The following is a 12,433-nucleotide window of genomic DNA, read 5'->3' as shown; positions in this document are numbered from 1 at the left end:
GCGCTGCAACGTTGAGCCTGCAGCGCGCGCGGCAGGGCCTCGAACAGATTCGGTGCTACGCGGCGGCGTTGCGCGGAATGCGCCACGCCGCCCACCACGCGAAGGCCAGCAGGGCGATTCCCGCTCCCAGCACGCACACCGCCGGCCACCCGTAGCGCGCCTGCATCCAGGTGCCTGCGGCGGCGCCCGCACCGCTGCCCACCGCATAGAACAGCATGTACAGCGCCACCAGGCGCCCATGCTGTTCGGCCGGTGCACGCAGCAGCAGGGCCTGGTTGGACACATGCAATGCCTGCCCGCCCAGGTCCAGCACTATTACGCCCAGCAGCAAAAGGGCCAGTGAGTGCGACAGGCCCAGCAGCGGCACCCAGGCGACCAGCATCAGCAGCAGCGCCCCCAGGCTCACCCGATGGGCAAAGCCACGATCCATCCAGTGCCCGACCCTTGCTGCCAGCAGCGCGCCGATGATGCCGGCCAGGCCCAGCGCGCCGATGCCAGCGGTCGACCAGCTCAGGGGCGGCGCTGACAACGGCAGTGGCATCGCCGCCCAGAACACATTGAGACCGGCAAACAACAGCAGTGCCAATGGCCCACGTTCGCGCAGTGCCCGATCCTGCAGCAGCATCTGCACCATGGAGCGCAGCAGCTCGCGCCACGCCGGCGCCATTGCAGGCACCGGTACGTGCGGCAGCCGCCGCCACAGCAGAAGTGCCAGCGCTGCCATCAACAATGCCGACAGCAGGTACACCGCGCGCCATCCCGCCACGGCGGCGACCGCCCCGGACACCACGCGTGCCGACAGCAGGCCGATGAACACGCCACCCTGGACCATGCCGACCACCCGCCCGCGTTGCTCCGGTGCAGCGAGGTTGGCGGCGTAGGCGATCAACCCTTGGGTCAGCGCCGTACCGAGCAGCCCCGCCAGCAGCATGCCCGACAGCAACCATGCGGTGCTGCGGGCGGCGGCCAGCCATAGCAGTGCCACCACCAGCGCCAGCAATTGCACCCGCAGCAGTCGGCGACGGTCGCCACGGTCGGCCAGCGGCAGCAATCCGAGCAGGGCCAGCACGCTGCCGGCCTGGGTGGCAGCCAGCAGTGCACCGGCCACCGCAGCATCCAGGGCGAAATCGTGGGCCAGGCGCTCCAGCAGCGGCTGCGCGAAGTAGACGTTGGCCACGCTGGCACCGGCAGCAATGGCGAGCAGGCCCAACAACGGGCGGGACAGCGAAGGCATCATCATTGTGGTTGCAATTTGAAACTACGTGCACGGTAGCGCCACTGGTTTTAAACTGCAACCACAATCGATGGAGTCCACCATGCACGCCAACAGCCCCTGCCCCGTGGCCCGCAGCGCCGATCTGCTTGGCGACCGCTGGGCGTTGCTGATCATCCGCGACGCCTTCGATGGCATCAGCCGCTTCGGCGACTTCCAGCGCAGCCTGGGCGCGGCGCGCAACATCCTCAGCGACCGCCTGCGGCGACTGGTCGAGGCGGGGCTGCTGGTGCAGCAGCCTGCCGCCGATGGCAGCGCCTACCAGGACTATGTGCTGACCGCAGCCGGCCAGGACCTGTTCCCGCTGCTGGTCGCCCTGCGGCAATGGGGAGAACGGCATCGCTTCGCTGCAGGCGAGGCACACTCGCAGCTGATCGAATCCAGCAGCCGCCGGCCGCTGCCCTACATGCAACCGCACGGACGCGATGGCCAGCCCCTGCGCGCCGCCGATACCCGCGTACGCAAGCTCAAGGAAGGAGGCGGCCGGGCCTGATCCGCCCGTTCACGCACACCGGCGACGTCCCCGGGCGGTTAGCATCGGTTGTCCTCCGTCGCTGAATGCCGCCGATGCCGAACTACGCCCGACCCCTGTCGATCCTGCTGCCGCTGGCCCTGCTGCTGGCCGCACCATTGGCCTCGGCCCGCGACGTGGCAGCACCCGCAGAACACGTCGACAGCGATGGTCCTTACGTGTTCCGTGAAGGCGCCCAGCTGAAAGCGCAGTGGATCTGCCAGGACCAGGTGGAAACCCAGACCGTGCACGCCGGCAGCGAGGGCGCGGACATTGCCGTGCACTGCGGCTATCCGCATGCGGTGCATGTGCTGCCGCCGAATGCCCCGTCGGCATCCGTGCTGCCCGCCGTGCCCCGCATCGTCGCCGTGTCCGACATCCACGGCCAGTACGACCTGCTGGTCCGCCTGCTGCGCGCCAACCAGGTGATCGACGCACAGGACCGCTGGGCACTGGGCGCGGACACGCTGGTGATCGCGGGCGACGTGTTTGATCGCGGCCCACGGGTGACCGAAGCGTTCTGGCTGCTGTACGGCCTGCAGCAGCAGGCGGCGGCGGCCGGTGGCGCGGTGCATTTCGTGCTCGGCAACCACGAGACCATGGTGCTGTACGACGACCTGCGCTACGTCAACCCGAAGTACCTGCGCAGCGCGCAGCTGCTCGGTCGCAGCTATCCGCAGCTGTATGCTGCCGACTCGGTGATCGGCCAGTGGCTGCGCACGCGCCCGGTGCTGCTGCAGATCGGCGACACCCTGTTCCTGCACGGCGGCATCTCGCCCGATGCCGTGCAGATGGCATTGAACCCGGCCCGCACCAACGCCGCCTACCAGGCCTCGCTGGGCATCCCCAAGGCCGAGGTGAAGGCAGACCCCGCCACTGCACCGCTGTACGACGGCAAGACCAGCCCGATCTGGTACCGCGGCTACTTCGACGGACGCCTGGACACGCAGGGCGTGCAGGCGGTGCTCGACCGCCTCCAGCTCAAGCGCATCGTGGTCGGCCACACCTCCATGCCACACGTCAGCAGCTTCCACGACGACCGCGTGATCGCCATCGACAGCAGCATCAAGAATGGCGAGAACGGCGAACTGCTGTTCATCGAGGACGGCAAGCTCAGTCGCGGCCTGCTGGACGGTTCGCGGGTGCCATTGGCCAAGGGCGAGCCCGGCCTGCAGGACTGAACGAAGGGCCAGCGCCGGGCCGGCCCAGGCACCCCACGCCCGCCACCTGCACCCGGTTTGCCGCTACCCTCGGCAGCCGAGAGGCCCGCCCTGTCCAGCGGGCGGCCCATCCGCCCCCAGGAGCCCCGCCCATGCGCGTTCTCATCGCAGAAGACGACCCCGACATCGCCTCCGGCCTGTGCGCCTCGATGCGCCGGCAGGGCCACGTGGTCGACCACGTGGACAACGGCGCGCATGCCGATGCCGCACTGAATTCCACCCAGTACGCCCTGCTGGTGCTGGATCTTGGCCTGCCGCAGCTGGATGGCCGCGATGTGCTGCAGCGGCTGCGCCAGCGCGGCGATGGCCTGGCCGTGCTGGTGGTCACCGCACGCGATGGCCTGGCCGAGCGCGTGCGCGTGCTCGACCTGGGGGCCGACGACTACCTGGTCAAACCCTTTGCGCTGGACGAATTCGAAGCACGCGTGCGCGCGCAGCTGCGCCGGGTCACCAGCAACGGCAATCCTGACCTGCGCATCGGCCGGCTGCGCCTGGACCTGACCGGGCACCGGGTGTGGATAGACGAGCAGACGCTGGAGCTGACCGCGCGCGAATTCGGCCTGCTGTCCGCCCTGGCAGTGCGTGCCGAACGCATCGTGTCCCGCGCGCAGCTGGTGGAGGCCCTGTGCGACTGGGGCCAGGACCTGACCGACAATGGCCTGGACATCGCCCTGCATCGCCTGCGCCGCAAGCTGCAGCCGGGCGGCATGGGCATCCGCACGGTGCGCGGGCTCGGCTACATGCTGGAAGACGCCAGCCCGTGATCAGCGGACCGCCCAGCCTGCGACGGCGTCTGCTCGCCTTCCTGGCGCTGCCGATGCTGGGCCTGCTGACCTTCAACACGCTGCTGGCGTACTACGTGGCGCTGGACTACTCCAACCGCATCCACGACCGCAACCTGACCGACGACACCGTGTCGTTCGCGCAGATGCTCAGCACCATGCCGGTCAGCAGCGACCTGTCGCCGCAGGCACGTTTCCTCATCGAGTACGACCCCGACGGTCATCGCTACTTCAACGTCGACAGCAGCCGCCTGGGCACCATCGCCGGCAACGCCGATTTCAGCGCCTATGCACCGTCGCAGGACTGCAGCGGCACGCACCCGGCGCTGTACGAAGGTGAATTGAACGGCCAGCAGGTGCGCATGTCGACGGTCTGCACCCAGGCGATGAACGATCCGCAGGACCAGCTGGCGGTGACCGTGGCCGAAAGCATGGCCGACCGCCGCCAGCGCGCACGCGAGATCCTGATGATCGTCATTCCCTTGATGGCCATGCTGGCCCTGGGAATGGCGGCGCTGGTCTGGTTCGGCGTCACCCACGGCCTGCGTATCCTGACCCCGCTGACCTCGCGCCTGGCCCAGCGCCGCGGCGAACTGGCACCGATTTCCGATGCCGACGTGCCCGAGGAGATCCAGCCGCTGATCAGCACCATCGACGGCCTGTTCGCGCGGCAGGCGGAAATGATCACGCTGCAGAACCGCTTCATTGCCGATGCCGCCCACCAGTTGCGCTCGCCGCTGGCGGGCATGGCACTGCACGTGGACCAGGCACTGGCCCACGGCGATCCAGAGACCGTGCGCGAAGCGCTGCAGAACATCCGCCGGCTCAACCAGCGAACCGCGCGCGTCAGCACCCAGCTGCTGGCGTTGAGCCGTGCCCAGACCGTGCCGGAGACGGTGGAGGCGCTGGACCTGTCCGAACTGGTGCCGCAATGGGTGGGCATGCGCGTGCCTGAAGCGATCCGCGACGGCATCGACCTGGGCTACCTGGGACCGCAGCAGCCGGTGCGGATACTGGGCAACGGCGCCCTGCTGCACGAGGCGCTGGACAATCTGATCGACAACGCACTGCGCTACGCCGGCGTGGATGCAACGGTCACGGTGGGCGTGCAGGCGCTGGACGACAACGATGTAGAGCTGTACGTCGAAGACAACGGCCCGGGCGTACCCGAGGACGTGATGTCGCGGCTGGGGGAACGCTTCTTCCGCGCGCCCGGCACTGCCGCCAGCGGCACCGGCCTGGGCCTGGCCATCGCCCATGAGGCCGTCGAGCATCTGGGCGGGCGCCTGGGTTACCTCAACCGCCCCGGTGGCGGCCTGAAGGTGTCCATCACCATACCGTTGCTGAAGGGCCCTTGATCCAGCCCGGCCGTTGAAAGGTTGCCGAAAATCGCGCTTGCGATGCTGAGCTTCCCGACTGCCGCGCTGGAGCCGACTGGTGCCTGCATCCCATGAGTTCTTTCTTCCCGGTGGCCCGCAGGGTGTCCTGCTGATCCATGGCCTGACCGGCACGCCGGCCGAGATGCGCATGCTGGGCAAAGGCCTGAACAACGCCGGCTTCAGCGTGCACGGCGTGCAGTTGCCGGGCCACTGCGGCAGCGTCGAGGATCTACTGCAGACCCGCTGGGAACAGTGGTACCAGGGAGTGGAAGATGCGGCGGCAAACCTGCGCGGCAAGGTCGACCAGTTGTTCGTGGGCGGGCTGTCGATGGGCGCGGTGCTGGCGCTGGCACTGGCCGCGCGCCGGCCGGACTGGGTCGCCGGCGTGGGCGTGTACGGCGCCACCTTCCGCTACGACGGCTGGAACATTCCGGCAGTTGCGCGCTTCTCGTTCCTGTTGCCGTGGTTCAAGCGCCTGGGCATCGGCCGCGACCGCATGTTCATGGAAGAGCCGCCGTACGGCCTGCGCGACGAGCGCCTGCGCGCGCAGGTCAGCGCCGCCATGCTGTCCGGTGACAGTGCCGCCGCCGGCCTGCCGGGCAATCCGTGGCATGCGTTGGCCGAGATGCGCGCACTGAGCACCTGGACGCGCCGTCACCTGCACCAGGTCACGGCACCGTGCCTGGTGATGCACGCCCGCGAGGACGACGTGGCCAGCATGGGCAATGCCGAGCTGGTGATCTCACGCGTCAGCGGACCGACCGAACTGGTGGTGCTGGAAGACAGCTACCACATGATCACCATCGATCGTGAACGGCGCGAGGTGATCCGCCGCAGCGCGCGCTTCTTCAGCGACATCGGCGAACGTGCGGGCGTGCTGCAGGCGGTCGCCTGAGATGGGATCGCTTGCCACCCTGCTGTGGTTGGTCAACGTGGTGCTCGACACCGGCGGCCAGTTGGCCTTCAAGGCCGCCGCCAGCGACCCGCAGGACGGCGAAGGCCTGCAGCGCTGGAAGCACATGTTCGGCCGCCCCTGGCTGTGGCTGGGCATCGCCTGCTATGTGCTTGAATTCGTCGCCTGGATCGCTTTCCTGTCGCTGGTTCCGTTGTCGCAGGGCGTGCTGCTCGGCTCGATCAACATCGTCGCGCTGATGGTTGCCGGCCGCCTGCTGTTCCGCGAGCGGCTGACGCCGTTGCGGGTGACCGGCATGCTGCTGGTCAGTGCCGGTGTCGCCGTGGTCGGAGCCGGAACATGAGGCGGCTGTACCTGGTCGGTTTCCCGCTGCTGATGGCCTTCGACACCCTGGCCCAGCTGTGCTTCAAGTACGCGGGAGACGCCGCGCTGCCGGTCGAGGCCAACAGCGCGTGGCTGCTGCGTGTGCTGTCACAGCCCTGGGTATACGGCGCGATGCTCGGTTACGTCGGCGCGTTCTTCACCTGGATGAGCCTGCTGCGGCATGCGCCGATCGGACCTGCGTTCGCCGCATCTCATTTGGAAGTGATCAGCGTGCTGCTGCTGTCGGCGTGGCTGCTGCACGAACCATTGACGCTGCATCACCTGATCGGTGCGGTGCTGATCGTGGCCGGCATCATCTGCCTGGGGCGTGCCGAAGCGGATGATCCGCACGCTGCAACTGAACCATCCCCGTGAGCCTGCTGTCGCGCGAGTTGCCGCCCACCGCCGGCCTGCCACTGCAGGCCGGTGATTTCCTTCCCGGCGGCGGTGACCTGTGCACGATTCTCGCCGAGCAGCTGGGCACGCCGCCGCTGCAGCTGACCTGCTCGGGCACCCACGCCCTGCTGACCGCCCTGCGCACCCTGCGCAGGCGCGCGCCGCAACGCGATACGGTGATCCTGCCGGCCTACACCTGTCCGCTGGTGCCAATTGCCGTGCACAGCCTCGGCCTGCGCATACAGTTGTGCGATAGCCGCCGCGACCATTTCGATTTCGACCCGGCGGCACTGCACGCCGCAGCCGATGCACGCACCCTGGCGATCATTCCCACGCATCTGGGCGGGCGCATCGCCGATGTCGATCGCGCATGTGCGATTGCGCACCGCGTCGGCGCGTGGGTGATCGAGGACGCTGCGCAGGCGCTGGGGGCCCGTGTGGCCGGCAACAGCGTCGGTCTGCGCGGTGATATCGGCTTCTTCAGCCTGGCCGCCGGCAAGGGACTGAGCCTGCATGAGGGTGGCCTGCTGCTGACGCGCGACGAAGCACTGCGTGCGGCATTGATCAAGCAGGCCGCAGCACACACGCCCTTCAGCCTGCGCTGGGAGCTGACCCGCAGCCTGCAGCTGCTGGGCCTGGCAGCCTGTTACCGCCCTCCCCTGCTGTCGCTGGTGTATGGAAACCCGCTGCGGCGCGCCCTGCGCAGCGGCGATCTGGAAGCTGCGGTGGGCGATGTGTTTCCGCTGGAGATTCCGCAGCATCGCGTCAGCCGTTGGCGGCAGAACGTCGGTGCACGCGCAGCACAGCGCCTGCCCGAGTTCCTGCAGGCGGCCCGCCTGCGTGCGCTGCAGCTGCGCGTGCAGCTGGAGTCGCTGCCCGCCGTTGACGTGGTCGACGGAATGCCTGGCACCCAGGGCACCTGGCCGATGCTGATGCTGCTGCTGCCCAGTGAACGTGCGCGTGACAAGGCGCTGTCCGCGCTGTGGCAGCGCGGCCTGGGTGTCAGCCGCATGTTCATCCATGCCCTGCCGGACTACGCCTATCTGCGCGGCATCGTCGCAGACGCGGACGTACCCAATGCCCGCGACTTCGCCGCCCGCTCGCTGACGCTGGGCAACAGCCCGTGGCTGACTCATGAAGACACCCGCGAGATCGTGAAGGCACTGGCGGGCCAGTAGCAGCTGAAGCCCGGCAAGGCCTGCGCCGCGTCACTGGCTGAACGCTTCCCGAGCGCCTCCCTTCGTGCTTTCAGGCGGAAAGGAACGAGAAAGACGGCCTGCCTACATTGGCCCCGTCGCCGGCATCGTGCCAAGGCCTCTCTTCATCGACGGAGCTGCCCATGCAATGGAGCATCCTGTGTGACTTCGATGGCACCATCAGCCTCGAGGACGTCATCGATTCACTGTTGGAAAAGTTCGGCCAGCCCGGCTGGCAGCAGCTGGAAGATCAGTGGCGTTCGGGTGAGATCGGCTCGCGTGAATGCATGCAGGGCCAGGTCCTTCTGCTGAAGCTGGATCCGGCGACCCTCGATGCACACCTGGATCAGGTACGCATCGATCCGGGCTTCGCCGCCTTCGTCAATCGCGCACACGCGTTGGGCCTGCCACTGCGCATCGTCAGCGACGGGCTGGACTACGCGATCCATCGCATCCTCGCCAACCATGGCCTGCCGCCGCTGCCTGTCGTGGCCAACCACCTGCGCTGGTGTGACGGCCATTGGCAGCTGGAATCCCCTTACCAGGCCGAAGGCTGCCGCAGCGGCACCTGCAAGTGCACCTGCGCGGCGCAGGCACGTGCCGACGAAGCACCCCGCGTGCTCATGATCGGTGATGGTGCCTCGGATTTCTGCGTATCCGAACACGCCGACTTCGTGTTCGCCAAGCGTCGCCTCATTGCCCATTGCACAAACGCCGGCATCCCCCACGCTGCCATCGACACCTTCCACGACGCTGCCGCGCTGCTGCCGCGCCTGCTCGACGGCAGCCTGCTTCAGCCCTCGCTTCCGCGGCGGCTCGCCACCGCCTGATCGCTCCGCCCGTTGCTTCCTTCGAATGCCCTCTCCGGAACCGAACCGATGAATATTTTTGACAAGAACGCCGATGCCGCCATCACCGATGCGCAGCTGCTGGCAGACGAAGCCCGCTACAGCTCCTTCGGCGACACCGTGCACTACGTCGATCCGCCGAAGATCTTCCAGCGCTGCGAAGGCAGCTACATGTTCGACGCCGCCGGCACCCCGTACCTCGATCTGCAGATGTGGTACTCGGCGTGCAACTTCGGTTACGCCAACCAGCGCCTGAACAATGCGCTGAAGGACCAGATCGACACCCTGCCGCAGGTCGCCAGCCAGTATCTGCACCCCACGCGCGTGCAGCTGGCCAAGACCATCGCGGTGGACATGCACGAGAAGTTCGGCCTCGATGGCCGCGTGCACTTCAACGTCGGTGGCGCGCAGGCGGTGGAGGATTCGCTGAAGATCGTCCGCAACGCGCGCAACGGCAAGAGCCTGATGTTCGCGTTTGAAGGCGGCTACCACGGCCGCACCCTCGGCGCCTCGTCGATCACCTCCAGCTACCGCTACCGCCGCCGCTACGGCCACTTCGGCGAACGCGCGATGTTCATCCCGTTCCCGTATCCGTTCCGTCGCCCGAAGGGCATGACCCCGGATGAATACTCCGACCACTGCGTGCACCAGTTCGAGCGCCTGTTCGAAAGCGAGTACAACGGCGTGTGGGATCCCAAGGTCGGCCAGGCCGAGTACGCCGCGTTCTATGTCGAGCCGATCCAGGGCACCGGCGGCTATGTCATTCCGCCGCGCAACTTCTTCAAGGGCCTCAAGCGCGTGCTGGACAAGTACGGCATCCTGATGGTCGTCGATGAAATCCAGATGGGCTTCTGGCGCACTGGCAAGCTGTGGGCCATCGAACACTTCGATGTCACCCCGGACGTGCTGGTGTTCGGCAAGGCGCTGACCAACGGCCTCAACCCGTTGTCGGGCCTGTGGGCGCGCGAAGAGCTGATCAACCCGACCGTGTTCCCGCCGGGCTCCACCCATTCCACCTTCAATTCCAATCCGCTGGGTACGCGCCTGGGCCTGGAAGTGCTGAAGCTGGGCAAGGAGATGGACTACGAGCGCACCGTGCCGGAGAAGGGCGCCTACTTCCTCGACGGCCTGCGCGGCCTGCAGAAACGCCATCCGGAAATCGGCGATGTCGACGGCCTCGGCCTGGCCCTGCGTGCAGAAATCTGCGCCGCCGATGGCTTCACTCCGAACCGTGAGCTGCTGGACCGCATGGTCGACATCGGCCTGGCCGGCGACCTGCTGCACGACGGCAAGCGCATGGGCCTCGTGCTCGATGTCGGTGGCTGGTACAAGAACGTGATCACCTTCGCGCCCTCGTTGAACATCACCTACGAAGAGATCGATCTGGCGATCACGCTGCTGGACCAGCTGTTGACCAAGGCCAAGGGCTGAACTGCAATGCGCTGCCGGTTCCCGTGCCCCGCATGGACATGATCCCGCGTGTTTCCAGCACCGCGCTGGAACCGGCCGCGCTGCTGGAGGGCTTCCTGGCCCACCCGCCCCTGGACTTTGATGCCAGCCGCCTGCCCAGTGGCCTGCCCAGCTTCCGTGCACCGCTGGATCTGACCACGACCCTGGACGATGCACTGCGCTCGCGCCTATTGGGGCTGCCGCTGTCGCGCCTGTGGCGGCCGTGGCTGACCTGGCAGACGCGGTTCATCGGCGCCACCAGCACCGAGTACACACCGCTGCCGGCACATGTGTCGGCGGCTGCACTGGCCGACGACGTGCTGCGTCACGGCGTCGGTGACAGTCGACTGCTGGTGGTCAAGGATCTGGCGATCGATTCCCCCTTGCTGGACGACGCCGCCAACGCGCACAGCCAGGCGTTCCTGCAGGCGCTGCTGGAACGCGGGTTCGTCCAGCTGGAAGGCATGCCACTGGCATGGGTGGCGATCGATTTCGATTGCATCGACACCTACCTGGCGCGCCTGTCCACTGCGCGGCGCAAGAACATCCGGCGCAAACTGCGCTCGCGTGCCCACCTGCAGATCGACTGCATCGCTACCGGCGACCCCGCCCTTGCCGAGCCACGGCTGCAGGCCGAACTGCACGCGCTGTACCTGCAGGTATATGCACAGAGCGCGGTGCATTTTGACCAGCTCGACCTGCCCTTCTTCCAGCACCTGCTGGCAGACACGCAGGGCCAGGGGCGCTTGTTCCTTTACCGCCACAACGGCGAGCTGATCGGCTGGAACCTGTGCTACGTGCACGCCGGCAAGCTGGTGGACAAGTACATCGGTCTGTCCTATCCGCAGTCGCGCGACCACAACCTGTATTCGGTCAGCTGGATGCACAACCTGGAATACGCGTTGCAGCACGGCCTCAGCCACTACGTCGCGGGCTGGACCGATTCACGCATCAAGGCCGAACTGGGAGCCAGTTTCACCTCCACCGTGCATGCGGTGCACGCGCGTTCGCCGCTGCTGCGCGCCGCCCTGCGCAGGCTGGCCCCGCACCTGCAGGCTGAGCCGGATGGAGGGGGCTGACCGATGCAGCTGCGCCCCCCGCTGATCCTCGACCTCGATGGTGGCGTACTGCCATTGTCGCAAGCACGCACGCTCGCGCTGCAGCACTGGCATGACCCGCTGCGTTTTGCCTGCCGCAACGCCACGCTGTCGCGCTTCGCCAATGACGTTCTGTTGCCGCTGCCGGCACAACTCGGCACGGTCATGCTCGGCAGCGGCGACTTCCACCATCTCAGCCTGCCACTGCTGCAGCGCCTGCACACGCGCGCCCCGTTCCAGCTGGTGGTGCTGGACAACCATCCGGACAACATGCGCTTTCCCTTCGGCATGCACTGCGGTTCCTGGGTGAATGCCGCTGCCGCGTTGCCGCAGGTATCGCATGTGCACGTGCTGGGCATCACCTCCACCGATATCGGCGTGGGCCACGCGTGGGAGAACCACTGGCGGCCCTTGCTGGGACGGCGGCTGACCTACTGGTGCATGGATGTGGATGTGGGCTGGGCCAGCCGCATGGGCATGGCAGGCGCCTTCCGCCGCTTCGAACATCCCGAGGCACTTGTTGCAGCGTTCGCCGCCGAACAGGCGCAGGCGCCGCGGGCCACCTATCTGTCGATCGACAAGGACGTGTTCGCCGAAGAGGTAGCACGCAGCAACTGGGACCAGGGCCGCTTCCAGCTTGAACATGCGCTGATGGTGATCGAGGCCCTGCGCACCGGTGGACTGGTGGGCAGCGATATCACCGGCGAGGTGTCACTGCCCAACTACCAGAGCCGTTTCAAGCGCTGGTTGTCGTCGCTGGATGGGCAACCCGACATCAGCGCCGATGATCTGCCGGCATGGCAGCAGCAGCACCAGCAGGTGAACCGCGAACTGCTGGCGGCGATGGCCGCAGTGCCGACTGCCTGCTGAGCGCTTTTTTTGTAGAGCCGAGCCATGCTCGGCTGCTGTTCGCGGTCCCCTGAGTCGAGCATGGCTCGACTCTACAAATGGCGATAGCCGAGCATGGCTCGGCACTACACTGGACTCCCGCCCCGGAGCCGCCGTC

Annotated in this window: 13 protein-coding genes; 12 read left to right on the top strand and 1 reads right to left on the bottom strand. The window is 67.3% G+C overall.

Translation table 11 applies throughout. The features are described 5' to 3' along the window. Positions 1 to 55: 55 nt before the first annotated feature. Complete coding sequence (locus tag ACFX4F_RS14490) at positions 56 to 1,240, bottom strand: MFS transporter (RefSeq protein ID WP_380656451.1); 1,185 nt, start codon at positions 1,238 to 1,240, stop codon at positions 56 to 58. A 76-nt stretch (positions 1,241 to 1,316) separates the two neighbouring features. Here ACFX4F_RS14490 and ACFX4F_RS14485 point away from each other — a divergent pair, with 76 nt between their 5' ends. From ACFX4F_RS14485 to ACFX4F_RS14430, 12 genes are all read left to right on the top strand, one after another. Continuing rightward, positions 1,317 to 1,766 (top strand): helix-turn-helix domain-containing protein, encoded by a 450-nt coding sequence (locus ACFX4F_RS14485; protein ID WP_099821098.1) that lies wholly within the window; start codon positions 1,317 to 1,319, stop codon positions 1,764 to 1,766. Between the two features lie 74 nt (positions 1,767 to 1,840). After that, positions 1,841 to 2,965: a metallophosphoesterase gene (locus ACFX4F_RS14480; protein WP_380656447.1), complete on the top strand. Its 1,125-nt coding sequence runs from the start codon at positions 1,841 to 1,843 to the stop codon at positions 2,963 to 2,965. 131 nt (positions 2,966 to 3,096) lie between these two features. Next, positions 3,097 to 3,768 (top strand): response regulator, encoded by a 672-nt coding sequence (locus ACFX4F_RS14475; protein WP_089239707.1) that lies wholly within the window; start codon positions 3,097 to 3,099, stop codon positions 3,766 to 3,768. After that, positions 3,765 to 5,144 carry a sensor histidine kinase gene (locus ACFX4F_RS14470; protein ID WP_099821096.1) on the top strand — a complete coding sequence of 460 codons (1,380 nt, stop codon included), beginning with the start codon at positions 3,765 to 3,767 and terminating at the stop codon, positions 5,142 to 5,144. The genes ACFX4F_RS14475 and ACFX4F_RS14470 overlap by 4 nt, the downstream gene beginning before the upstream one ends. A gap of 79 nt (positions 5,145 to 5,223) precedes the next feature. Further along, a complete protein-coding gene (locus ACFX4F_RS14465; protein WP_380656442.1) occupies positions 5,224 to 6,060 on the top strand; it encodes an alpha/beta hydrolase in 837 nt (278 codons plus the stop codon). A gap of 1 nt (position 6,061) precedes the next feature. Beyond that, complete coding sequence (locus tag ACFX4F_RS14460; RefSeq protein WP_089239702.1) at positions 6,062 to 6,421, top strand: EamA family transporter; 360 nt, start codon at positions 6,062 to 6,064, stop codon at positions 6,419 to 6,421. After that, positions 6,418 to 6,816 (top strand): DMT family transporter, encoded by a 399-nt coding sequence (locus ACFX4F_RS14455; RefSeq protein WP_380656438.1) that lies wholly within the window; start codon positions 6,418 to 6,420, stop codon positions 6,814 to 6,816. The genes ACFX4F_RS14460 and ACFX4F_RS14455 overlap by 4 nt, the downstream gene beginning before the upstream one ends. Beyond that, positions 6,813 to 8,015, top strand: coding sequence for a DegT/DnrJ/EryC1/StrS family aminotransferase (locus ACFX4F_RS14450; protein ID WP_380656435.1), 1,203 nt, complete (start codon positions 6,813 to 6,815; stop codon positions 8,013 to 8,015). The genes ACFX4F_RS14455 and ACFX4F_RS14450 overlap by 4 nt, the downstream gene beginning before the upstream one ends. A gap of 161 nt (positions 8,016 to 8,176) precedes the next feature. Continuing rightward, positions 8,177 to 8,863, top strand: a complete 687-nt coding sequence (locus ACFX4F_RS14445) for an MtnX-like HAD-IB family phosphatase (RefSeq protein ID WP_380656432.1) — start codon at positions 8,177 to 8,179, stop codon at positions 8,861 to 8,863. 48 nt (positions 8,864 to 8,911) lie between these two features. After that, positions 8,912 to 10,312, top strand: a complete 1,401-nt coding sequence (locus ACFX4F_RS14440; protein ID WP_089239694.1) for an aspartate aminotransferase family protein — start codon at positions 8,912 to 8,914, stop codon at positions 10,310 to 10,312. 32 nt (positions 10,313 to 10,344) lie between these two features. Then, positions 10,345 to 11,409: a GNAT family N-acetyltransferase gene (locus ACFX4F_RS14435; protein WP_380656428.1), complete on the top strand. Its 1,065-nt coding sequence runs from the start codon at positions 10,345 to 10,347 to the stop codon at positions 11,407 to 11,409. A 3-nt stretch (positions 11,410 to 11,412) separates the two neighbouring features. After that, a complete protein-coding gene (locus ACFX4F_RS14430; RefSeq protein ID WP_380656425.1) occupies positions 11,413 to 12,297 on the top strand; it encodes a hypothetical protein in 885 nt (294 codons plus the stop codon). Positions 12,298 to 12,433 lie beyond the last annotated feature (136 nt).

Source organism: Stenotrophomonas sp. YIM B13575 (assembly GCF_042787595.1).
Taxonomy (GTDB): domain Bacteria; phylum Pseudomonadota; class Gammaproteobacteria; order Xanthomonadales; family Xanthomonadaceae; genus Stenotrophomonas; species Stenotrophomonas lactitubi_B.
Note: the sequence above shows the minus strand (reverse complement) of the source record. Positions and strands in the feature narration are given on the sequence as shown.